General features: G+C 49.1%; 16 protein-coding genes. 7 read left to right on the top strand and 9 right to left on the bottom strand.

Annotated elements, in window-relative coordinates:
- Positions 1 to 916 precede the first annotated feature (916 nt).
- Positions 917 to 1,993 (top strand): M42 family metallopeptidase, encoded by a 1,077-nt coding sequence (locus DXC51_RS00005; RefSeq protein ID WP_025487868.1) that lies wholly within the window; start codon positions 917 to 919, stop codon positions 1,991 to 1,993.
- Between the two features lie 27 nt (positions 1,994 to 2,020).
- On the top strand, positions 2,021 to 2,419 hold the full coding sequence (locus tag DXC51_RS00010) for a hypothetical protein (RefSeq protein WP_117543223.1): 399 nt from the start codon (positions 2,021 to 2,023) through the stop codon (positions 2,417 to 2,419).
- Positions 2,420 to 2,581: 162 nt separating this feature from the next.
- On the opposite strand, the gene DXC51_RS00015 is transcribed toward DXC51_RS00010, so the two are convergent.
- The 3 genes from DXC51_RS00015 to DXC51_RS00025 are packed head-to-tail and all read right to left on the bottom strand — an operon-like array spanning position 2,582 to position 6,094.
- On the bottom strand, positions 2,582 to 4,240 hold the full coding sequence (locus DXC51_RS00015) for a type 2 periplasmic-binding domain-containing protein (protein ID WP_117543225.1): 1,659 nt from the start codon (positions 4,238 to 4,240) through the stop codon (positions 2,582 to 2,584).
- A 29-nt stretch (positions 4,241 to 4,269) separates the two neighbouring features.
- Positions 4,270 to 5,169: a carbohydrate ABC transporter permease gene (locus DXC51_RS00020; protein ID WP_117543227.1), complete on the bottom strand. Its 900-nt coding sequence runs from the start codon at positions 5,167 to 5,169 to the stop codon at positions 4,270 to 4,272.
- Positions 5,170 to 5,179: 10 nt separating this feature from the next.
- Positions 5,180 to 6,094, bottom strand: a complete 915-nt coding sequence (locus DXC51_RS00025; protein WP_025487872.1) for an ABC transporter permease — start codon at positions 6,092 to 6,094, stop codon at positions 5,180 to 5,182.
- 278 nt (positions 6,095 to 6,372) lie between these two features.
- Between DXC51_RS00025 and DXC51_RS00030 the strand changes: the two genes are divergently transcribed.
- On the top strand, positions 6,373 to 8,685 hold the full coding sequence (locus DXC51_RS00030; RefSeq protein ID WP_117543229.1) for a helix-turn-helix transcriptional regulator: 2,313 nt from the start codon (positions 6,373 to 6,375) through the stop codon (positions 8,683 to 8,685).
- Positions 8,686 to 8,757: 72 nt separating this feature from the next.
- On the opposite strand, the gene DXC51_RS00035 is transcribed toward DXC51_RS00030, so the two are convergent.
- Positions 8,758 to 11,181, bottom strand: coding sequence for a polysaccharide lyase family 8 super-sandwich domain-containing protein (locus DXC51_RS00035; protein ID WP_117543230.1), 2,424 nt, complete (start codon positions 11,179 to 11,181; stop codon positions 8,758 to 8,760).
- Positions 11,182 to 11,407: 226 nt separating this feature from the next.
- Positions 11,408 to 14,368: a glycoside hydrolase family 2 TIM barrel-domain containing protein gene (locus DXC51_RS00040; protein ID WP_117543232.1), complete on the bottom strand. Its 2,961-nt coding sequence runs from the start codon at positions 14,366 to 14,368 to the stop codon at positions 11,408 to 11,410.
- 230 nt (positions 14,369 to 14,598) lie between these two features.
- Between DXC51_RS00040 and DXC51_RS00045 the strand changes: the two genes are divergently transcribed.
- From DXC51_RS00045 to DXC51_RS00060, 4 genes are all read left to right on the top strand, one after another.
- Positions 14,599 to 15,801: a class I SAM-dependent rRNA methyltransferase gene (locus DXC51_RS00045; RefSeq protein ID WP_117543234.1), complete on the top strand. Its 1,203-nt coding sequence runs from the start codon at positions 14,599 to 14,601 to the stop codon at positions 15,799 to 15,801.
- Positions 15,802 to 15,877: 76 nt separating this feature from the next.
- Positions 15,878 to 16,816 carry a DNA glycosylase gene (locus DXC51_RS00050; RefSeq protein ID WP_117543236.1) on the top strand — a complete coding sequence of 313 codons (939 nt, stop codon included), beginning with the start codon at positions 15,878 to 15,880 and terminating at the stop codon, positions 16,814 to 16,816.
- A 126-nt stretch (positions 16,817 to 16,942) separates the two neighbouring features.
- A complete protein-coding gene (locus DXC51_RS00055) occupies positions 16,943 to 17,383 on the top strand; it encodes an Lrp/AsnC family transcriptional regulator (protein WP_021633600.1) in 441 nt (146 codons plus the stop codon).
- A gap of 26 nt (positions 17,384 to 17,409) precedes the next feature.
- The gene (locus DXC51_RS00060) at positions 17,410 to 17,820 is read left to right on the top strand and encodes an SdpI family protein (protein WP_117543238.1); all 411 of its coding nucleotides are present in this window, start codon (positions 17,410 to 17,412) and stop codon (positions 17,818 to 17,820) included.
- Between the two features lie 175 nt (positions 17,821 to 17,995).
- Here DXC51_RS00060 and DXC51_RS00065 read toward each other — a convergent pair whose 3' ends face one another.
- The 4 genes from DXC51_RS00065 to DXC51_RS00080 all read right to left on the bottom strand — a co-directional run bounded on the left by DXC51_RS00065 (position 17,996) and on the right by DXC51_RS00080 (position 23,202).
- On the bottom strand, positions 17,996 to 18,724 hold the full coding sequence (locus DXC51_RS00065) for a DNA alkylation repair protein (RefSeq protein WP_117543240.1): 729 nt from the start codon (positions 18,722 to 18,724) through the stop codon (positions 17,996 to 17,998).
- The gene (locus DXC51_RS00070) at positions 18,696 to 19,199 is read right to left on the bottom strand and encodes a gamma carbonic anhydrase family protein (RefSeq protein WP_117543241.1); all 504 of its coding nucleotides are present in this window, start codon (positions 19,197 to 19,199) and stop codon (positions 18,696 to 18,698) included. Before DXC51_RS00070 ends, DXC51_RS00065 begins: the two co-directional genes overlap by 29 nt.
- Before the next feature lie 164 nt (positions 19,200 to 19,363).
- Entirely contained in the window at positions 19,364 to 21,844 is a 2,481-nt protein-coding gene (locus DXC51_RS00075) for a beta-mannosidase (protein ID WP_117543243.1), read from the bottom strand.
- Between the two features lie 44 nt (positions 21,845 to 21,888).
- Positions 21,889 to 23,202, bottom strand: coding sequence for a YyaL domain-containing protein (locus DXC51_RS00080; RefSeq protein ID WP_147332323.1), 1,314 nt, complete (start codon positions 23,200 to 23,202; stop codon positions 21,889 to 21,891).
- Between the last annotated feature and the right edge of the window lie 7 nt (positions 23,203 to 23,209).

Below are 23,209 nucleotides of genomic sequence, written 5' to 3' on the forward strand. Positions count from 1 at the left end.
CCCCGCATCACTTTTTTCCCGCGCAGTCTGCCAACCGCCCTATACTTTACTGAATCATTGTGAATGTAAGTTTTTAAGACTACTTTTCTTTAAATGATTATTATTTTGAAAAATGCAGTCCCGGAAAAATTCTCTTTGTTTTTAAGTAGAGGACTTTAGAGATCAGGATAAAAGCCGCAGCCCCGTATCAGCCCTCCCCTCCTCCGGGATCGTCCTGCCTTCTTTCTGGGCCGGGCGGGGGTGTTCCTGCTCCAGTCTCAAAAACGGTGATATTTCTTACTGCGCCGGAAGGGCAGCATTCCACCGCTCCAGGATAAACGCATCAGCGTAGGCACTGTTCTTCCCGCCGTCTGAGGCTATGGCTGCCAGTCGCTTTTTTCCCGGAGGGGATGGGGTGTTGTCCGAACCATAAGAAAAAACGGCGGATATTTCTTACTGTCCTGGGAAGCCGGAATTTTGCCGTCCCTAGCGGCCTGTCTGACGAACGCGGCAGACGCCAGTCGCTGCGTGAGGAGTTCTGGCCGCGTTGGCAGAATTCTGGTTTCCCGGGACAGTTAGAAATACCCCGTTTTTGAAACTGGATCGGACACCCCCCATCCTCTCCGGGAAAAAAGCGGCTGGCAGCCATAGCTTCAGACGGCGGGAAGAACAGCGCCTATACTGATGCGTTTATCCTGTGGGCGGTGGAATGCTGGCATTCCGGCACAGTTAGAAATATCCCGTTTTTGAGGCTGGAGCAGGAAACACCCCCACCCGGCCCGGAAAGAAGGCAGGACGATCCCGGAGGCGGGGAGGGCTGATACGGGGCTGCGGCTTTTATCCCGCTATCCCAAAGATTTTTACCTCCCAGGGCTGGTTTTGGAGGGGTAAACGTGGTAATCTGGTAACAGAAATTATGGATGGAGGTCATTTTAATATGAGAGATTATTCGGAATATACGGAGTATATTGTGGAGAGGACGAAGGAGCTGCTGGGGATTGACAGTCCTTCGGGGTATACACGGGAGGTATCTGGATATTTGATGGATTTGTACCGGGGGCTGGGGTATGAGCCGGAGCTGACGGTAAAGGGCGGCGTGGTTGTTAAGATCGCGGACGGTGAATGTAGCGGAGCGGATGGCTGCGGGAAAGCCGATCCGGCGGCGGGAGCCATTATGCTGGAGGCGCATGTGGATACGCTGGGGGCTATGGTGGCTGAGGTATCTTCAACGGGAAGGCTGCATCTTACTCCTGTCGGGGGAATGAATGCGAATAATGCGGAGGCTGAAAACTGCCGGGTGATTACGCGCGGCGGAAAGGTTTATACAGGGACGTTTCAGCTGAAAAATGCTTCAATTCATGTGAATGATAATTATAATGAGGTTAAGAGAAGCTATGGGGAGATGGAGGTGCTTCTGGATGAAATCGTCCGCAGCAAGGAGGATGTGCTGGCTTTGGGGATCATGCCGGGGGATTTCGTTTGTTTTGAGCCGAGGACAGTGGTGACGGAATCCGGGTTCATTAAGAGCCGTTTTCTGGATGACAAGCTGAGTACGGGAATTCTTCTTGGGTTTGCAAAATATCTGAAGGATGAGGGTATCAGGCCTGCACGGACGATTTATCAGCATATTACAGTGTTTGAAGAGGTGGGCCACGGCGGCTGCGCTTCTATCCCGGCGGATGTGACTGAGGTTCTTTCTGTGGATATGGGCTGCGTGGGCGATGGCCTTGGGTGTGATGAGTGCCAGGTTTCTATCTGTGCGAAGGACAGCAGGGGGCCTTATCATTATGATGTGGTAAGCGGTTTAATCGATGCTGCAAAAAGGGCGGAGGCTGATTTCGCGGTGGATGTATATCCTCATTATGGGTCGGATGCGGATGCGGCGCTGACTGCTGGTTATGATGTGCGTCATGGGCTGATCGGGCCTGGTGTCTATGCTTCTCATGGCTATGAGCGCAGCCATAAGAAGGGCGTGGAGAATACGTTTAAGCTGCTGAAGGCTTATCTGGCCTGATAGTCCGGGCTGTGAGGGAGGATTTTTATGGATTACCTGCAAAAGATAATACCTGTTACCGCTTTGTTTCTGATTATTTTGTTTATTCTGATCCTGATTGTGCGCAGGCTGTCCTACAGGCGTACTTCCTATTGTAAGTGTCCGGCCTGCGGGCAGGAATTTAAGCCTTCACTGATGCAGCTGATTTTTTCAGTAGGCGGAAAGGGCGGGCAGATATTGTATTGTCCTAACTGCGGGGAGAAGAATTATCTGGAGAGGATTCCGGATGAGGAGGATTCCAACGGGGATGAGGAGGTTTCCGGCAGGGATGAAGGGGATTCCGACAAGGATGAGGAGGTTTCCGGCAGGGATGAAGGGGATTCCGACAAGGATGCGGAGGTTTCCAGCGGGGATGAAGGGGATTTCGGCAGGAATGAGAAAGAGTAGTTCATGTCCGGCCTGGATACTGAGCGAAGATATGGGCCGTGACACGGCGCTGTACATTAAGAAAGAATGCTGTTCAGCTATGAGCAGCATTCTTTCTTTAACAGTTTTTATAACTGTACTGCGGTTTCTTTCTTACTTAAAAATATTCTGCAGCAGTAAGTTTTATTTTCCCGCATTCATCATTTCGTTGATTTCGTCTATGATTTGCTGGCCGCCGGTAGAATTAAATTCTTCTACATACTCATCGAAGAAATCAATGTCTTCTTCCCCTGTGATGATCTTAATATAGGAGTCCAGCGTGTAGGTTTTCAGATCCGTCAGATACTCATCCGCTGCTTCGGTAGGCGGTACGAGTACGTCGCTGTAGCCGGTGTTCTTGTATTTTTCCGCAAACTCGTTGTCAACAGGATTGGTCTTCATCTGGAACTCAGGGTTAATCAGAGGGACAAACACCAAACCCGCTTTTGTTCCTTCTCCGGAACCTGTATAGGGTTCCAGGCCTACATAAATACCATCGTCATTAATCTTAAAATGCTCTCCTTCCACACCATAGGTTCCCAGTACATAGAAATCAAAGTCGGACAGCCCTCTTTCAAGAATTGCACAGATTGCATCAACCTTTCTGGGATCTTCCATACATTTGGTAGTAAAGGCAAAGCCGGAGGTTCCATAAGCTCCCCAGCAGTGTGTGCCGGATTTTCCTTCCGGCCCTTTAATAGAGGGTCCGATATCGAAGGTTCCTTCCCAGACTGCGTCGGGATTGGCTTCTGTAAAGCTTACATAGCAGGCGCCGCCTGTTGCGCCTTCCGTCAGCGGCGGCTCCCAGTGGTTTGCCATGGACATTCCGGTCACGCCCACCTTGCTGTTGTCAAAATCCTGGGAAACTGCCCAGTAGCCGGACTTATTTTCCCCGGTTATAAATTCGGGATCAATCAGGCCTTCCTTATACCATTCCCGCAGCTTGGCAAGCGCTTCCTTCATTTCAGGCTGTACGCAGGCGAATTCCACTTTCCCGTCCTTCATTGTATAGAACAGGTTCTGAGTGCCTGTGCCCCTGAATTCCTTCATGGGGATCGCACCGTATGCACCGAAAATAGCATTCATTACGGTATTGGAGAAACCAAAGGTATCGTTTTTGCCGTTTCCGTCAGGATCCTGTTCCTTAAATGCACGGATCGCTGTCTCAAATTCTTCGATGGTGGAGGGGATTTTTTCAATGCCCACTTTCTCCAGCCAGTCTTTGCGCCATACAAGAACGGTAGGCCTCGCCCCGTTCAAGGAAGGGGCTTTCAGAACATACTGCTGGCCTTCATAGCAGGAATCTATGAATCCGGTATTATCAGGATCATATTTTTGGGTTATTTCCACGTATGTCGGTATTTTTTCCAGTATTTCATCCGTAATGGGGGCCAAAATCCCCTGTACCACATAGCTGGATACATTTGCAGTATTTTTCACACGCATGATATCAGGCATATCTCCGCCGGAGAGCTTGGTGCTTAAGACTTCATCCCAGTTCTGGTCATCCACATACCAGAAATCAAACTTGACATTAAATTCTTCTTCCACTTTTTTTACAAGCTCAGACTCCGGATCCGGCTGGGCATAGCAGTTATAGGCGAGCCATTCAATCGTTACAGGTTCTTCGTCTTCTTTGGCCTGCTCTGCCTGTGTCTCCGCTTTGCTTTCCGTTGTCTGTGTCTGTGATTCCGCAGCCGGTTCGGCCGCTGCCTGTTCATTTGCATTCTGGCCGCAGCCAAACAGTGTTCCTGCTCCCAATACCACCGTCAGCAGCATGGCAAGCACTTTTCTTTTCTTCATATCCTTTCCTCCTTCATTTTTTTATGATATCAGCCCTTTACGGAGCCAACCATAACACCTTTTGCAAAATATTTCTGTAAGAACGGATACAGCATGATAATGGGCAGAATGGAAACCACCAGGGTAGCCATCTTCATGGTTTCCGTATTTACAACCACATTCGTTGCCATGTTGATATCCTGTGTCTGACCGTCCAGAAGAATCTTCCTGAGGACGTACTGCAGTACGTATTTGTCCTCATCCTTCATATAAAGCATGCAATTGAACCACTCGTTCCAGTGGTATACGATTGACCACAATGCAATTGTTGCGATTGAGGCCTTGGACAGGGGCACCATAATACGAAACAGAATCGTGACGTCATTGGCGCCGTCCAGCTTTGCCGATTCCTCCAGGGAATCAGGAATGGATTCAAAAAAGTTCCTCATGATGATAACCGTATAGGCGCTCATGGCCCCGGGCAGGATCAGGGCAAAAATCGTATTGGACAGGTGAAGCCAGTTATTTATCAGCAGATAGCTGGGAATCAGCCCGCCGCTGAAATACATGGTAAAAATAACGAACAGTGTCCATGCCTTTTTGTGGGGCAGGTACTTTTTGGAAAGCGGATATGCGCCGATAATATACAAAAGGACGCTCAGACCGGTTCCAAGGGCTGCCCTGATAATTGTATTCAGGTAGGCAGTCCAGACGAGCGGATAATGGAACACCTTTTCATATCCTGAAAAATCAAATTTCGTGGGTATTAAATGTAGCCCGCTCTTAGCCACGACAGACTGCGGGCTCATTGATATGGTAAGCACCTGCAGAAAGGGAACCAGGGTAACAGCTGCAACCAGAATTAAAAAGGTATACAGGAAAATATCAAACAGGACATTGCTGAGCTTTCTTTTCCGTCTTTTTTTTCTTACATTTATTATTTTCGTCATTTTCCGCCTCCTACCACAATGAACTTCCGCTGAGCTTACGGGAGAATGCGTTTGTAAAGGTTACCAGGATCAGGGATACAACATTTTTAAACAAGCCCACCGCCGTGGCATAGCTGAAATTCATTTTTTCAATACCCATGCGGTAGGTGTAGGTTCCGATAACATCACCTACATCCATAACCTTGGCATTGAGCATGTTGTAAATCTGATCAAAGTCATCCTGAATGACATTCCCGGTAGCCATGATAAACATAATAATGATAGTAGGCGCAATGCAGGGCAGGGTCACATAGATCATCTTCTGGAACCTCCCCGCGCCGTCAAGATCCGCCGCCTCATACAGCTGGGGATCAATGCTCAGGATTGCCGCCATAAAAACAACCGTCTGCCAGCCGGTATCCCTCCATATACTGGAACCCACAATTACCTTCCGGAACCAGTCGGAGCTTCCCATAAAAAATATGGGTTCTCCTCCCAGCAGCTGGATAATGTAATTTACCACGCCTGACGAGGGAGAAAGTATGGTCTGGACAATACTTGCCAGTACGACCCAGGAAATAAAGTGGGGCAGATAGGAAATGGTCTGAACCACTTTTTTGAATTTCAGGCTCCTTACTTCATTTAACAGAAGGCAGAGGATAATTGGGGCCGGGAATCCAAATAACAGCTTTCCGATGCTGATAATCAATGTATTGCGCAGTACAGGGAAAAAATATCGTCCGGTAAACAGCTTTTCGAAATGCTTAAACCCTACCCATTCACTGCCTGTAATTCCCAGTCGGGGGTAATAATCCTGAAAGGAAATAATTACGCCGTACATTGGCACATAGCAAAAAATGACAAAATAAAGTATAACAGGTATGAACATTAAAAACAGATATTTACATTTTTTATACTGCTTCCATGTGCTGTATTTCTTTTTCATTTTGCTCCTTTCTGCGCTTTGGGCGCTTGCTTATCTGGCCTTATTATCCTATGGAAGGCCCCGTTTTTACAACGGTTAAGAATGTGCCTGAGGCATTAAAAAAGTGAATTGCCTGTGAAAATAATTTGCTTCACCTGTAAAAATTGTGCTTATTAACCATAAAAATTTGACTTTACAGGCTATGAAATATAAAATATGTATAAAAGTCAGTGTGTGCAGGAACTGAACAGATACAATAGTTATTCAAATTCTTAATACATAAAGGCGGAGATTAAATTATGGTAAACCGTATTCGTTCTTATATTTCCCGTCATAGCTTTTACTACCGCATCCTGATCCCTTTTTCCATGGTGAGTATCCTTGCCATTCTGTTAACGGCTTCCACGGCCTGGCGCATTATGGGGAATAAAATAGATAATCAGATGAAGGAATCCGTTACCCACAGACTGGAACAGGTGCGGATATACAGTGACAATTATATCTATGAGCAGATGATGAATATTCTTGTGAACAGCTTCACCGGCACCTCCAATCCCGTCAGATACTTTTTTATTAAGAAGGATCAGACCATTTATGACTATCATAAGATTTTCCAGTATGTAATGGAGGTGGTTTCCGATAATACCTGCCTGTCTTCCATTACGGTCTGCAATGGGGAGAGCACTGTCATTGACAGCACCTACGGGCTGTGCCTGAATCCGGAGGAAGACAAGAATAAATTGAGGCAATATGTTCCTTATGAAGAGTTTGCCCGGATTGCTTCTTCAAAGAAAATCGGATATTTCTCCACGGCGGAGGACTATTCCGATACAGTAAGGCCGGCCATATCCCTGTTTTATCCAGTTAACCGCCAAAGCACGGATACGGTCCAAAGCTATATTGTCCTGACGCTGGACCAAAATTCCTACCTGGCCGGAATTAAGAATTTTTACCAGTTTTATGACAGCCTTCTGATACTTAATGAACAGAATGAAGTGATCCTTGATAATTTGAGTCTGACCGGCATTAACGGAAAAGATATTTCCGGACTTGTTTCTACCGCCCTTACTTCCGGCGCTTCCAATGCCTGCCAGGAATGTACCATAAACAGCCGCCCTTATTATCTTACCTGGACTACCTCCGATACGTCAGACTGGAAATATGTTTCCATCGTCACGGCTGAAACCCTGGACAAGGAATCCGCAGCGCTGTTTCGAACGATCGCTTTTGTCGTCTTTGCCCTGCTTGCGGCGGTCCTGCTGCTTTCCCAATTGGTAACCAGCAATGTTTACCGTCCCATACGCAAGCTGCATGCCAAGCTTATACCTGCCAGCGGGAAGGCCCCCAATGCGGAGGATGAGCTGTCCGCCATTGATTCCATGGTAACCTTCCTTCAGAACCGGGTGGGCGACATGCAGGATATCCTGGAGCGGAACAGAAGCGTCATTTCCTATAAGCTGACTATGGATCTGCTGCACAGCCATATCCTGGAGGAACCGGAGCTGAGGGAACGTCTCTTCCTTTCCGGCATTACCTTTCAGAAGCCCTGTTACTGTGTCCTGCTGCTGGCGCTTAATCCCGGCGCATTTTCGCTTCTGCCGCTGGAACAAAAGGAAGTGCTGAGTACCCTGCTCCTGGATCAGGCAGTAAAAAGGATTCTGAAGGACGCTCCCTTTTTATCAGCCGCGCAGGACAACCGGCTGGCATTTATCATCAATCTGGCTCCGGAGGGGTATCAGGAGCTGCGGGAAGCGGCAAACCGGTTCATTGCCTCTTCCGCCAGAGAGCTGCCAATAGGCATTAACCTGGCCCTGTCTTCCCTGACGGATAAGCTGGACCGCATCGTGGAGCTGAATACAAAAACAGAGGGGTACCTGCGCTATTCCTTCCTGCATGAGTATGGAAACCTGTTTACGCCGGAGCTTATACAGAGCTATGAAAGCAATGAATTTCTCGTAACCTCCAGGGATTATGCGGAGCTTGAGGCGCAGATTAATGCCGATCAGTTTGACGTGCTGAATGAAAAGCTGGCTGCTTATGAGACCTGTATCCTGGAAAATGGGTACTCCTATCAGTCCGTAAACGTTTTTTCCATCCACTTGTACAGCATGGCCTTTCAGATTGGAAAAAACATCGGTATCTTTGATGATCCGGAAATAAAAGCGGATACGGAACAGCGTTTACGCCAGTCCGGCAGTTTCCGGGAAACCATGGATTGCATCCGTTATATTCTCGCCCTGTATCATGAAACCTATATCCGCAACATCAATGATGAGGATCGGCAGCTGATTGAGCATATTAAGGAATATATCCTCACACACTGCAGCGGTGAGGTATCCCTGGCTGCAGTAGCAGAAACCTTCCATGTAAGCCGCAGTCATTTAAGCCGGCTGTTCAAAGCGATTACGGGAGACAATTTTTCCACCTTTGTCATTGATACCAAGCTGGAAAAAGCTGCTGCTCTGTTTCTGGAAATGCCGGATAAGAGTATAAACGAAATTGCCTGTTCCCTGGGATACTTTACACAGGCTTATTTTACAAGGCTCTTCAAGCAGAAATACGGCATGACGCCTTCCCAGTACCGGAAAGCAAACGAAAAGCTTCCTTCTTAGCCATTCACTATAAAAACAGGGTATTCCCTCTGCCAATACGGTTTTAGGAATACCCTGTTTTTTCATGCTATTTTATTTTTCCAGACGGATGACGGCCTGTTTTCCCCGTTCAGGATTTTCAGGGAAGGAAACCACCGCTTTTTTCCACGCATCCTCTTTCCTGCGGTATTCCAGCGTGCATTTTCTTTCAGGCAGCTGAAGGGGGTCCGATATGGTAAGATACAGCTCCCCTGCCTTCTCCTCTAATATCAGAACCGCAGGCTCTGCAAGTCTGATTTCATAGACACTGCCTGACAGAAGGATCTCCCCTTTGCCGTAGCAGACCGCCTGTATGACTTTCCCGTCCGCGCTTTCTGCCACCTGCGCGTTTTCACTGTTTTCCAGGATATGGAAAGGTGGATTTCCAATAATGGCTGATGGTTCTTCGCTTCCTGTATCGAAGAAATAGCAGTAACGTTCCCCTGACGGCGCGATACCGTGATCGATGGCCAGTTCTAATACGGGACAGCTCTCATTTCCCACTTTCCGGTTACAGGCATTGAGTTCCTCCCATTTTGTCATTCTTTCCGCCGTCCGCATAAGGAAACGGCTGCCGCTCCCTTCCTGGGGCAGAAGGCCATAGAGGATACCATTCTGTGTTATGTAAACCGGTTTGTCCTGCGGCCATATTCGCTCTTCACCCGGGGCAATCTGTTCTTTATCACCTGCGGATGTGAAAATAAGGGTATCCGTCAATCTCTCGGCCACGTTTACTGTGGTGCGGATATTCCGGCCGTATTCCGGCTTCAGGTCCGTGATTCCGGCTCCCATACACACGCCTGTGCGGCCGAAAACAAAGCAGCTTTTATATGCCAGGACTCCCATCATCTCCCGGCAGTATTCGGGATAAATTTTTCCGCTGCCGTCTTTTTTTCTTGTTTCATCCTTTTCGAAAATAAATCCTGCTGCCGCATACTCCCCTCTGACGGCGCCGCCTGCAAAGGAATGCTTGCTGTGATAGCCCTGCCAGTTGGTTTCCGGCATAATTTCTTCATTTTTCAGTTCCCGCGCCGTAACGCCCGGAATACAGCTGACCTGCCAGGTTCCAACGGCCCTTCTGTATTCCCGGGGATCTTTGCAGATTAAGCATACACCGTCGGTAAGAAAGAAGTTTCTGGTGTCCGCACACTCATGAGCGCACTCCACACCGTCGCACCGGCTGGAAGCCATATTGAAAAATACATATTCTTCCTCTGTTTTTCGCACCAGCGTGTCATTATTCCAAAAATAGCGGCAGCCTGTATCCCCTTTTACCCTGTTGTCCCCTACTCTCTCCGGGCTCCTTTCTAACAACGTCCGGTACAGCAGATGAAGCTGCTCCTGTGTCAGCTCATCCCCGGCCAGATTCAGCACCCTGATGGCTATCTGCCGGATATATTTTGTCAGAACCGCAGGTTTGTAAAGGCCGTCACACTCAAAGCTCGTTCTTCCAATCATAGGAGGCACCCAGTCGCGGTATTCCATATAGCCGATGCCGCGCATAAACCGGATGACCCATTCCCAGCAGATTTCCTCCTTTCGGAGCGCCCAGGGCGTATCTTTCAGGTCCAGAAGAATATTCAGGGCCGATATCACACCCTGTGTAGGATAACCATTGGAGTAATTCTGCCTGTCATGTCCCCAGCCAAGGCCGTCTGCACAGATTCCTTCCTTCCAGAAGGATTCGTCCGTGTTTCCGTGGGAGGTGGGCGTCAGCGCCCTTTTCGCAACCTCCGCCAGTACATCCATCATTTCAGGTGTGCATAGCAGCACAGCAGCATAAAATACAGGCCGGTAGGTAATCCCATTTGCTCCAATCCACCAGACATGTCCGCGGAACCGATCCACACAGATGGGATGTGCATCGGTATGGTTATTGCGCAGGGGCAGCTGCCAGCATTGAAAAATAACCCGCAGCAGTACTTCCATGGCTTCTGTCACAAGGGGAGCCTGTTTTTCCGGACGTTCCTGGGCATCCATGAAATCCGGATAAAGGGCAAAGCACATGCTGACCGATGTTTTAGGCAGGTAAAAGAGGGACTTATGAAAACGGCATACGCCCTTATCTTCCCTCTCTATTTCCATCCGTCCGTATTTTATAATTGCTTTCAGGACGGTTTCCTTACGTTCCCCGCTCTCCCAGGGAATTCCCTTTCTCCAGTGGTGCCTTTCCGTAATGCAGGCAAGCCTGGCAAAGGCCTCCAATATACTTTCCGTGCTACCGGGCAGGTCACTGAAACTTCCGTCTTCTTCCAGGTATCTGCAGTATTCTTCCTCCGGAAGGAGATCCCCTTCCCTGTAGTTTTCTTCATCGTAGTTCCCCTGGGCTGCTTTTGCCAGCAGCTGCCTGAGGATTTTCTTTTTTTCCTCCCGTTCCTTTTCCGTATTCACCGGAAGCTTATCCATACATTCCGGGCATTCCCCTGCTCCCTCATAATATTCCTTTTTCATAATTCTTTCCGTTAAGTAATTGCGCATATGATTGCCCTCCAGCTTTTCATGTGGACCGGCAGTTACTCCGCCGCTCCCTGCGGTTTTAACATAAACCCTGTAATTTTAATATAGTAAAAGAGGCTGTTTTTTTACAGGGTAAATAATATGCTTTGCCCGTTAAAATGTTGTCCGGTTTTTCCAGCAAAAAAGGATGCCGCCCTGATCGGGCAGCATCCCTGCGCATTTACCTTATTTATTCAGCATTTCTTCCTTATTCAAAGCAGTACAGCATCTCCCAGACAAACTCTTCTTCGTCAAAACGGTACTGGGGAAGAAGCTGGGGGCCACAGGAGTTGGATCCTACGCCACTCTGCTTATAGTCTGTGCACACCACAACGCAGCCTGCTTTTTCCAGCTCATAGTTGTGCTTCTTCGTGGCAAGCTCTTCTATGGTGTACTCGGATGCGTTGAAGGAAAAGGGCTTTCTGCCCCTGGCGGTGAGATTTCCCACCTTCACGGTAAAGCAGTTGTAGTGGCTGCCGTTTTCCTGGGGACGTACATAGTCACGGTGGAGCTCAGGCACGGTGGTATGGAAAACGTCCATATAGCTTGCCTGATGCTTGTCGCAGTAGCTTTCATGAGGGCCGTATCCGAAGTAGGCCACCTCCTGCTGCTTTTCGGGAATACAGAATTTCAGGCCGAACCTGGGAAGGAACGGGAAGGCGGTATCCCTCTTTCCATCCACCGTAACCCTGATTTCCCCGTCGCCGTTTACGGTCCATACGGCATGCAGTCTCAGGAAGGGCTGGATGAACACCGCTGCTATGGAGAAATCACAGGTAATGGTAACAATACCCTGTCTCAGCTTCGCTTCGCAGCCATATACCTTGACCACGCTTCTGTCATAGCCGGCTTCCTTCCATACATTTACAATATTTCTGTCATTGTCCGTGGGAGCCCGGTAAACATTCCATTCCACAGGCGCTGTGACAAGGGCTTCCCCGTGGCGCTCCAGTTTAATGAAATTCCCTTCTTTTTTCCCGAATTCGTAGTGAAGGAATTCGTTGCCAAGGCAGAAAGCTTCCGGCGTTTCCGTCAGGGTAAGCGGTTCTCCCTTATTTTCAAAAGCCGGCTCTTTTTCCTTCTCCTCGGAAAGTGCGAACTGGTCAAAGCCCATTTCATGGCCCACCTGGGTCAGCTTATCCTTGGCCTTCTGGTAGTAAGTGAGCTTCAGATAGTAGCGCTCCTCTGTCTTTGCCGGAAGCTTCAGGGTAATGTCCATAAAGCCGTGAGGCTCCGCTTCCAGTTCATCCAGAATGCCTTCTTCCATCAGGACGCCGTTTTTCTTGATTTCATAGCGCAGATAAATATAATCCTTCAGGTTCCTGAAATCCAGCTTGTTGTGCAGGCGGATAATGCCTTTCTTCCTGTCTGTAAGCTCGGCGCGGATGGGGCGGATGGCATTTTTCCACTCGTAAAGCCCTTCATGAGGCCGTCTGTCCGGATATACCAGGCCGTCCATGCAGAAGTTGCCGTCATGGGGGAATTCTCCTGCATCTCCGCCGTAGTGGAACATTTCCTTTCCGTTCTCCGCCCTGCCCTCATAGGTGGCGTGGTCGCACCACTCCCAGACAAAGCCGCCGCAGAAGCCGTCATATTTATATATCTGCTGCATATAGTCTTCGATATCCCCGGGGCCGTTGCCCATGGCGTGGATGAACTCGCACTGAACAAAGGGCTTCTTTTCTCCCGGCTGTGCAAAATATTCGTCAATCATCTGGGTGGAGGCGTACATATGGCTCTCCACATCCAGCATGGATTCATCCTTTTTGTGTCCTGCAGGTTCAAAATGGACGCTTTCATAGTGAAGCAGCCTGGTGGGATCATAATTTTTCACCCAGCGTCCTGCTTCTTCAAAATTGGTTCCGTAGCCCGACTCATTGCCAAGCGACCAGAAAATCACGCTGCTGCAATTCTTATCCCGGATCACATTACGCTGCACCCTGTCCATAACGGAAGCCTTAAACCGAGGATCTTCGGCAAAATAGCTGAACGTGCCCTCCGTGCTTCCGCCGTACACCGTTGCGCCGCCATGGGATTCCATATCCGCTTCCGCTATCAGATAAAAACCGTATTCGCTGCACAGCTGGGGAAACCAGGGCGCGTTGGGGTAATGGCTGGTACGGATGGCGTTGATATTGGCCTCCTTCATGATACGCAGGTCAAACATGGCGTCCACGCGGGATACCACTGCGCCGGTATAAGGACTGCTGTCATGGCGGTTGACGCCTTTGAACTTCACCGGGCGTTCATTAATGAGCACCACGCCGTCTTTTATGGAAATGGTACGGATGCCTACCTTCTGAACCAGGATTTCTTCCGGGGTCCTGAGCTTGAGCGTATATTGATAAGGCTCCTCCGCATTCCACAGAACCGGATCCTTCACGGAAAAAGCGGCGCTGCCGTCCTTTGCTTCGCATTCTCCAAGAAGCGTATCCTTATCCCACAGCTCGCAGATTACCTGAGGCTCTCCCACGACACTGTCCAGCTTCACTTCCACCCGGGCCGTATTCCCCGCAAAGTCCACAGGCGTTGTCACCGTGAAGTCCCTTACGTATTCCTTCGGGCGGAAAATCAGGTGCACATCCCGGAATATTCCGGACATACGGAACTTATCCTGATCCTCAAGATAGCTGCCGTCACACCATTTCAGCACAAGGACCGCCAGCTTGTTCATACCGGTTTTGGTTTTACCGGTAATGTTGAATTCGCTGGGGCTGTGGGAAACCTGGCTGTAGCCCACAAATTTCCCGTTAATCCACACGTAAAAGCAGGAATCCACACCTTCAAAATAAAGGAACTGTTCCTCCTTCGCCTCACTGCGGCTGATATCAAAATATTTGATATAAGCGCCGCAGGGATTATTGTCGGGAACATAGGGCGGATCAAAAGGGAAGGGATACCGGACGTTGGTATACTGCTTCTGATCGAAGCCCAGCATCTGCCAGCAGGAAGGCACTTCTATCCTGCCGAACTGTTCTTCGTCGAAATCCTTCCTTTGGAACTCCGGTACGGCCTCCACACAGGGAAAGTAACCGAATTTCCAGTCAATGCCGCTTAAATTGCGGGCATTTTCCTTTTCCTGCAGGTCCAGGGGCATGTAGAAGCATCTGTTCTCCTCCGTCCCCACATGCAGTGTTTCAGGGTTCTCATAGAATTTTTCCAGAATCATAAGCTCTCCTCCGAAACCAGGCTTCTGCCGGTCATTGAATGCTTGGCTTTCCTGCGTTCCGTTTCCTCTATTTGGACTTTTCATTGCTACTGTAAATTATAAAGAAAATATGTTACACTTACAATACAAAACGGAAGAAATAGTGAAATAATTGTTACAGTTGAGGCAGGTCTGCGCATTTACTGCGCAAACCGTGAGAAAACGCGGCGGCAACGGGAATGTGAGGTAATATGTACGATACTCTGGTTACATTGAAAAAAGGGGCCGGCAGGACTTTAAAGGCCGGCGGCATGTGGGTTTATGACAATGAAATAGAAAGCATTGCAGGGGATTTTGAAAACGGCGATATCGTAACCGTACACGATTTCGACGGTTTTTTTCTGGGGATTGGCTTTATTAATACCAGGTCAAAGCTTACGGTAAGGCTTCTTTCCCGGAAAAAGGGAACGGTCATTGATGATGCGTTTCTGGAAAAAAGAGTGCAGAATGCCTGGGATTACCGGAAACAGACGGTGGATACCGGCTGCTGCAGACTGATTTTCGGGGAAGCGGACTGGCTTCCGGGCCTGGTGGTGGACAAGTTTTCGGACTGCCTGGTGGTGGAATCCCTGGCTCTTGGCATCGACCGGCTCAAGCCCGCAATCCTGGACGCGCTCTGCCGGGTGCTGAAAAAGGACGGCATCGAAATACGCGGCATTTATGAGCGCAGCGACGCCAAGGTACGGCTTCAGGAGGGAATGGAGCGTTATAAGGGCTTTATCAGCGAACCCTTTGATACGAAGGTGGAAATCGAAGAAAACGGCGTTAAATATATTGTGGATGTGGAGGATGGCCAGAAGACCGGCTTTTTCCTGGATCAGAAATACAACCGGGCGGCTGTCCAGCGTCTCTGTAAAGGGAAAAAGGTTTTGGACTGCTTTACGCACACCGGCTCCTTTGCATTGAATGCAGGAATCGCCGGCGCGGACAGCGTGCTTGGCGTGGACGCCTCTCAGACCGGAGTGCTGCAGGCGGAGGAAAATGCCCGCCTGAACCATCTGGAGGATCGGGTGAAATTCCAGTGTGCGGACGTGTTTGAGCTGCTGCCGCAGCTGGAGGAAAAGGGCGAGAAGTTCGATGTGGTGATTCTGGATCCTCCCGCTTTTACCAAATCCAGAAATTCGATCAAGAATGCGGTAAAAGGATACCGCGAAATTAACCTGCGGGGAATGAAGCTGGTGGAGGACGGGGGCTTTCTTGTAACCTGTTCCTGTTCTCATTTCATGGAACCGGAGCTTTTTGCCAAGACCATCCGGGAGGCGGCTCATGGGGCGCACAAGAGGCTGCGGCAGGTGGAGTTCCGTACCCAGTGCTGTGATCATCCGATTTTGTGGGCGGCGGACGAATCCTATTATCTGAAATTTTATATTTTCCAGGTGTGTGAGGAGCTGTAAAGGCGCTGACGGGGCGGTAAAATATGCCGGCTCAATATGCAGGCGGTGGGCCTGCTGACGGAGGAATTTACTTAAGATGTATCAGACGATTCTGAAGGACTTTGATATACGGATGCTGATGGATTCCGGGCAGGTATTCCGGATCGCCCCGTGCGGGGAGGACTGTTATACGGTGACAGCAGGAGATCATTTCGTATGCCTGCGCTGTGCCGGGCATCAGGATGCGGGCTGTGGGAAAGATGGGGCTTTTGTGGAATTTTCCTGCACTGAGGAGGAATTTCTGTCCTTCTGGCATAATTATTTTGATTTGTCCCTGGATTACGGCGCCATAAAGGAAACGGTTGATCCGGAGGATGCATTTTTACAGGCTGCTGTTGCTTATGGAAGCGGTATCCGTATTCTGCGGCAGGATCTCTGGGAAACGATAATCAGCTTTCTGATATCACAGAATAATAATATAACACGGATACGAAGGAGCATTGAAGCGCTCTGCGCCAAATTCGGGGAGAAGCTGGATACGGACGGGCATTCGCTGTCATTTCCGGAGGACAGGCCTTTTACCGGGGCTTCCTTTTATTCCTTTCCCACGCCTGAAGCCATTGCCGCCGGCGGATTGGATGGGCTGCAGGAGCTGGGGCTGGGTTACCGGGATAAATATATCCTGGCCATGGCAAAACGCTGCAGCGGCGCGCCCGGACAGGAATTCCTGGCTTCCCTGGAGCAGGCGGATTATGATGGGGCGCAGGCAATCCTGATGGGAGAATTCGGCATCGGACGTAAGGTGGCTGACTGTATCTGTCTGTACGGCCTCCACCATATCGGCGCTTTTCCTGTGGATACCCATGTGAAACAGATTCTGGCTTCTTTTTATCCGGACGGATTTCCCTTCCGCCGTTACGAGGGGTTTGCCGGGATAATACAGCAGTATATGTTCTATTACAAGCTTTCCCTCCCCGCTTCCGCCGCCGGTAAGAAAACGGGAAAACCAAAAAATGCAAAGAAGAAGGCCGGATAAAAAGCGGCCTGGAAATACAGAGTCCGCTCATTCCGGGCAATCCCTGACATCTTAACAGTCCTGACGGAGCTGAACCGTTACCCGATATCAGTCATATGCCCGGCGTGGCGGGCAGATAGGAGCCTAATGGATAACACCGATAACATCATACTTTCCATATTAAAGGAGAACAGCCGGGCAAGCGCCTCCGAAATCAGCAAGCAGGTAAATCTTTCCGTTCCCGCTGTTACGGAACGCATCCGTAAGCTGGAGCTGTCCGGCGTCATCGAAAAATATACTGTCCGCGCCAATCCCTATGCACTGGGGTATAATCTGCTGGCCTTTGTTATTGTTAAGGTGGACTGCTCGGAGAATCTGGAAGCCTTTCAGGATGCCATTGCCGGCCTTCCTCAGGTACTGGAATGCCACCATACCGCAGGGCCGGGTGACTATCTTCTGAAGGTGCTTTTCCGGGATATGCAGGATATGGAGAATTTTCTTTCACGCACGCTGAAGGATATCAGGGGCGTAGCGGATACCAACACAATCATCTGTCTTTCCACCTTGAAGGAGGAAATCACAGTATAGCAGAATATGGCTGAGAAAGGTATTCTATGGGTTTCTGGATTTTTATGCTGGTTATGAATCTGCTGATTCCGGCAACTATGGCCGGGTTCGGAAGGGCTTTTCTGAAAAAAGCCCCAGGAAAGATTAATTATGCCTTCGGCTACAGGACAAGCATGTCTATGAAAAATAAGGATACCTGGGACTATGCGCATAAATTCTGCGGCAGGCTGTGGTATACCGCCGGATTGGTTATGCTGCCTGTGACTTTTATTGCAATGCTCTTCGTATTGGGGAAGGATGAGGATGCCGTGGGGAGCTTTGGGGGAATTATCTGCTTTATTCAGATGATCCCTTTGGTTGGGAGTATTATTCCAACGGAAATTGCGCTGAGGAAGCATTTTGATAAAAACGGGATAAGAAAAGAGGCGGGTGCCGGCGAATATGCCGGCAAGGGCTGAACGGAATTGGTGTTCATTGAAAATACTTAAAAACAGTAACCGGATATGTGCCCGGGAACATGGAATATACGCTGCGGAGTACGCTTTCAGGCTCCAAACAGGCTTTCCTTTCATGCTTCCGGGCTTTTCTGTGGGCTTTTCTGCGGCCTTTTCTATCGGCTTCTCTATAGCATTTTTACAGCCTTTTCATGGCACGGATTCTTTTTTTCGTCTCTTTGTCCACGCTGAGGGATTCTGTGATTTTCTGAAGGGACTTATTATAAGTGAAATCATCCAGCCGGCAGCGGCCCAGATAGCTTTCCGTTTTTTCGGGGAACTTAACATAGCACATGGAAACGGCCCAGGCAACCGCCATTTTTACGTAATAGCCCTCATGGCTGATACCGTCGAAAATGGGGAACAGCCTGTCGATATATTCCGGCGTAATATAGTAGTCCAGGAGCATCACTATGGCAAAGCGCACGGTGAACTCCTCACCGGATAGGATGCAGGGCTGCAGGAAGTCCCAGAACTCTGCGGGGTTCTCCCCGGCCGCCTTGAGGGTTATGCAGAAGCTGTCGCATACAGACCAGTTGTTTATTTTGGGAAGAAAGGCGGCGATCTGTTCCAGAATATCGGGAAGCGGCGCTTTGGCATAGCCGATGATGAAGCCCTGAAGCATGATTTCCTCAAAGCTGTCCTGGGTGCACCGGGCGAGGTTTTCCAGCCAGTTTTCTTTTGCCAGCTTCCGGGCTATCTTACGCAGGGCAGGAAGGCGGACGCCGAGTATATGCTCCGTTCCCGGAAGGAGTGAGGATGAAAAGTCCCTGTAGGCAGGTTCTGCCAGCAGGGACAACTGTTCCTTTATATCTGTGATATCGTTGCTGTGGGCGGTATTATTCTTTTTCCCGGAAGAAGGCGGCATATTCTTTTCCCTCGCTGCTGTAGATATCCGCATTGCGGCGGTTGTTTTCCACTTCCCGGTCCATGACCTGCCTTTTTACGGCGGCCGGGCTTCCCATTGCCATAGAGTTATCCGGAATTATGGTGTTCTGGGTTACCAGCGCTCCTGCGCCGATGATGCAGTTCTTTCCGATGGATGCGCCGTTTAAGATAATGGCTCCCATGCCGATCAGGGTATTATCTCCGATGCTGCAGCCATGAATTATGGCTCCGTGGCCTATTGTGACACCGGTCCCGATCCGTACTGGATGCCCGGCATCCACATGTATGACGGCATTATCCTGTATGTTACTGCCGCGGCCGATACGGATGCTCTCCGCCTCCGCACGCACAACGGCGTGAAACCATATGCTGCATTCCTCTTCTATCTGTACGTCGCCCAATATTACGGCATCCGGCGCTGTAAATACATTTTCTGCTATTTCCGGGGTTTTCATGGCATAATTTCCTTTGTGGTGGGTGGGTTATTGTTATTATATAACATAATGTTTTGTTGCCTTTACAGCTACATTATGCCATTCCACGTCAGGAGCGTCAATTGGTATTTCGTGTCTGTTTGTGTTCATTTTGTGACGGGGTTACTATATGCCATGTAACCGTCTTACCGGATATCATATACGCTGCGTACCTGCAGATTTTCCGGTTTTCCTTCCAATACTCTGATGGAACGGCATCCGGGATTCATATCAAAATAGTTATCCTCCAGAAGCAGCGTATCATCCCCATTCTTTATTTCCACGCTTTTGGCAAAGGATGAGGCATAAATCTTTAAAATCCCTTCCTCTGCCATCTCCACACGCAAATGAGGATCCGTAAAGTGGAAATGCTTGGGCGCACAGAACAAAACACTTCCGGCTGAAACGATTTCCCCATCCACTGTCATTTCATAGGATACATATTCTTCATGTATCCTGGCCTCCGGTAACTCTGTCTTTTGGAACCAGCAGCTGGATAATGCCGGTATCACAGCTTTTTCCCGGTATTCTCTAATACATGTGCCATCCGCATGCCGGAGCTGCCATCCAATTTCCGCAGCCTGATCCTGCGTCGTTTCATTAGATGCACAGAGCGTCACAGATTTACGCAATGTAAAGGGCTCCGCATTTACATTGGTATTCTGTGTAAGCGTTCCTTCCTCCTCACAGGAAATAAGAAGAGGAGCGAAAAAACGTTTTGCATAATATTGCACAGCCTTCCATCTGCCTTCATAATCGATCATGGACCAGCTCGCCGTAGGCCAGCAGTCATTCAGCTGCCATATCAGCGTTCCCATACAGCGGCCTCTGTGTCTTCGGAAATGCTCCACTCCATAACGCATGGCCTCCGCCTGCAAAAGCTGGGAGGCATACAGAAGTGTGCCAAAATCCGCCGGATACAGATAGGTCTGTCCCAGATAGTTCATAATTTTTCCGTTTGCCGACTGGTTGCGCTGATGCTTCTCCATTACATAAGAGAATATATTCCTGTCCTCAGGCAGTGTAAAGGTTTCCACTGTTTTCAGGGCAGGGAAAGACTGAAAACCAAACTCCGAAAGATATCGGAAATAAAACTTTCTGAACTCCGTAATAGGTTTGTCACCGTGCCAAACATCCCAGTAATGCACATCGCCCCTGTTTTCATCATTGGGCGCATCAAAACCGCCGCCCGAGGAAGGGCTGGCAGGCCAGTAAAATGTCTGTGGATCGTATTTTTCCAGCACCTTTGGAATGATGTATTCGTACATTTTAAAATAATCACTCAGCTGCCCCGGCTTTTTACACCAGCCGGATACATTTTCGGCAAGAAACATCTCCATTTCATTGTTTCCGCACCACAGTCCCAGACAGGCATGATGACGGATTCTTTTGATATTGTCAATAAACTCCGCCGTAATGCTTTCTTCAAATGCTTTTGTCAAATCATAGGTACAGCAGGCGAACATAAAATCCTGCCACACCAGCAGACCCAGTTCATCACAGATATCATAAAAAGCATCGTCCGGATAATACCCGCCTCCCCAGACACGGATACAGTTAAAATGAGCGTCCCTCACCTGTGTCAGAAGACGTCTGGTCCGTTCCGGAGTCACTCTTGGCAAGACATTGTCCTCAGGAATATAATCCGCTCCCATGGCAAAAATACATACGCCGTTTACCTCATGGGCAAAGCTTTCTCCCCATTCATCCTTTTTCCGTGCTACCGTCGCCGTACGCAGCCCGATACGGCGATCCCACACATCAAGAAGCTGCTGCCCCCGGAATAATTCCAGGCGGATTCTGTACAAAGGCTGCTCTCCGTACCCGTTCGGCCACCATAGTTTGGGATTTTCCACAAGAATCTGAGCAGGGCTGTTATCGTATGTCTGTGCCGTACCCTCAGGATCCGTAATGGTTACCCGGTAACAATACTGCTCGGAATCACCATCAGAGGAACCGGGTGAAAAAGGGATCTGCCCAAAGGCGCGTACCGCCTCCGCCTGTATAGACAATGTAACGCAATTCTTTTCGTGCTTCTGCGTAATATATACATTATCAATTCTTGCATCCTGGATTCCCAGAAGCTTTACATTCCTGAAAATTCCTGCATCAGGCAGTCTGGGGCCCCAGTCCCACCCGAACATGCAGTGTGCTTTTCTCAGCCGGGAGCAGCCGCGCATGGCATCCGAACAGTCTGAGGAAGCGGGATCCTGTTCATAGGAATCATAAATGTAGTTCACGGGGGAAAAGAGTATAATACGCAGCAGATTGCCTTGTTTTTTCACCGTATCAGTAACATCAAATTCCCAAATACGGTGCATATTATCCGTTTTTCCCAGATGCTTTCCATTCAGGGAAATATCCCCCAGGGTATCAATCCCGTCAAAATGAAGCAGTATTTCATCTGATGCCAGCAGTTCGTCACTCACCTCAAATTCAGTAATGAATTCAAAGTCCTCCTTCATCAGTTCCAGCGCCTTTTCTTCATTATCCCGGTAAAAAGGATCTTCCATTTTTCCATGGGCAAGATACGTCTGATACACGCTGCCGGGAACTGTCGTCTCCAGAAACTCCCGATCAGTAAGGCTTTTCATCTTCCAGTTTTTATCCAGTATTTCCTCTGTCATAAGCTTTCTCCGTTTCTTTCCCGTACTGGCCAATGCCTTTACAGCTACTCTTTTTCTTCCTCCGCAAGCAGATCCATAATAGCCTCCAGTACATTCGCCGTGGCCCAGAGGTTAAAGGAAAACCAGGAGCTGTAGGGGCGGCCGTCGCTGTAGCGTTCTGTCACCAGCCCATCGCTGGGGCAGAATCTTTCCGAAGTTATTCCGTATTGCCCATATCCGCTCTTTTCCGGATACAATTCAAGATTCTGCATCATCCAGGCCGTACTGTCATCGGCACGCATTCTGTGATATTCATCTCCTGTTGCCGCCGCCAGATACCGCAAGTCACCGTCGATTATAACTCCCATGGGATGAATGTGAGGATTGGAAATACTTGTTATGGAACCGCCGCATGAATTCCAGCCATCCTTCAGCGGATCATTTTCCGGCCTTGAAGCATACCCGTACCGCCATAAATATTCATAGCAGGCTCCGGCTTCCAGATGCTCCAGATATTTTTTCTCACCTGTTGTTTCATATAACAGACGGGTTCCCCTGACGAATGCAAGATTCCCCTCTTCATCCACAGCCTTCCAGGTATCCATTGGTGTTCCGTAGCAATTCAAATCCAACACATATTTTGAGTAAAATGTTTCCGCTTTTCTGGCAGAATCCAGATACTTTTCTTCACCGGTCAGGCGATATGCATAAACCATACAGGGGAGGAACCAGCAGCCTGCAAATCCATCCCAATCCAGCACCTTTTTCTCATTATGGCTATAGGTGTAGCCATAATTTCCGTCTTCTCTCTGAAGCGCAATTATAGTATCCAGTACCTTTAAGCATACCGACAGCCAGTGCTCAGGGTATGCTTCTCCCCTGTTATGTAAAAACTCTGCCGTTTTAAGCATTTCATGAACCGCTTTGCCGTTATTATACGCGCAGTGGCAGTCTTCTGCAATATGATACCAAATCCACCAGCCATTAACCAGGGAACCGCTCTCATCCACAGGAGCCACGAGATCATTCAGCAATCCGGATTCTTCATGGAAAGCATCTGCGATCTGGTCAAATAACTCCCAGCCGTTCCTGGCCTTTTCAAAATAATTTTTCGGAAGTCCAAGCAGCTTTTCTCCCATAATAAACGGGCATGCCAGCTCCGCGATTCCCGTCCATCCTATTTCATAAACCGGACGCCATGCCTTTAAATCAGGCTTTTGTGGAGGACAGCAGGACATGTCTGTATAGGCCTGCCATTCGTTATTCCAGTTCAGATCAATGCAGGAGCGTATGATGGCGGCGCCTGCCTCCTGAAGGCTTTTTTTATACTCAGCCCTGCTGTGCAGCTTTGTATACTCCATGCGGACTATGTCATGCATGGCCATC

Source organism: Eisenbergiella massiliensis (assembly GCF_003435485.1).

Bases quoted from the DNA above. Each gene is read 5' to 3' on its own strand.
- DXC51_RS00070 (WP_117543241.1), bottom strand. From the start codon at position 19,199: ATGAAAACCCCGGAAATAGCAGAAAATGTATTTACAGCGCCGGATGCC.
- DXC51_RS00065 (WP_117543240.1), bottom strand. From the start codon at position 18,724: ATGCCGCCTTCTTCCGGGAAAAAGAATAATACCGCCCACAGCAACGAT.
- DXC51_RS00075 (WP_117543243.1), bottom strand. From the start codon at position 21,844: ATGACAGAGGAAATACTGGATAAAAACTGGAAGATGAAAAGCCTTACT.
- DXC51_RS00030 (WP_117543229.1), top strand. From the start codon at position 6,373: ATGGTAAACCGTATTCGTTCTTATATTTCCCGTCATAGCTTTTACTAC.
- DXC51_RS00015 (WP_117543225.1), bottom strand. From the start codon at position 4,240: ATGAAGAAAAGAAAAGTGCTTGCCATGCTGCTGACGGTGGTATTGGGA.
- DXC51_RS00060 (WP_117543238.1), top strand. From the start codon at position 17,410: ATGGGTTTCTGGATTTTTATGCTGGTTATGAATCTGCTGATTCCGGCA.
- DXC51_RS00050 (WP_117543236.1), top strand. From the start codon at position 15,878: ATGTATCAGACGATTCTGAAGGACTTTGATATACGGATGCTGATGGAT.
- DXC51_RS00055 (WP_021633600.1), top strand. From the start codon at position 16,943: ATGGATAACACCGATAACATCATACTTTCCATATTAAAGGAGAACAGC.
- DXC51_RS00045 (WP_117543234.1), top strand. From the start codon at position 14,599: ATGTACGATACTCTGGTTACATTGAAAAAAGGGGCCGGCAGGACTTTA.
- DXC51_RS00010 (WP_117543223.1), top strand. From the start codon at position 2,021: ATGGATTACCTGCAAAAGATAATACCTGTTACCGCTTTGTTTCTGATT.
- DXC51_RS00025 (WP_025487872.1), bottom strand. From the start codon at position 6,094: ATGAAAAAGAAATACAGCACATGGAAGCAGTATAAAAAATGTAAATAT.
- DXC51_RS00005 (WP_025487868.1), top strand. From the start codon at position 917: ATGAGAGATTATTCGGAATATACGGAGTATATTGTGGAGAGGACGAAG.
- DXC51_RS00080 (WP_147332323.1), bottom strand. From the start codon at position 23,202: ATGCATGACATAGTCCGCATGGAGTATACAAAGCTGCACAGCAGGGCT.
- DXC51_RS00040 (WP_117543232.1), bottom strand. From the start codon at position 14,368: ATGATTCTGGAAAAATTCTATGAGAACCCTGAAACACTGCATGTGGGG.
- DXC51_RS00020 (WP_117543227.1), bottom strand. From the start codon at position 5,169: ATGACGAAAATAATAAATGTAAGAAAAAAAAGACGGAAAAGAAAGCTC.
- DXC51_RS00035 (WP_117543230.1), bottom strand. From the start codon at position 11,181: ATGCGCAATTACTTAACGGAAAGAATTATGAAAAAGGAATATTATGAG.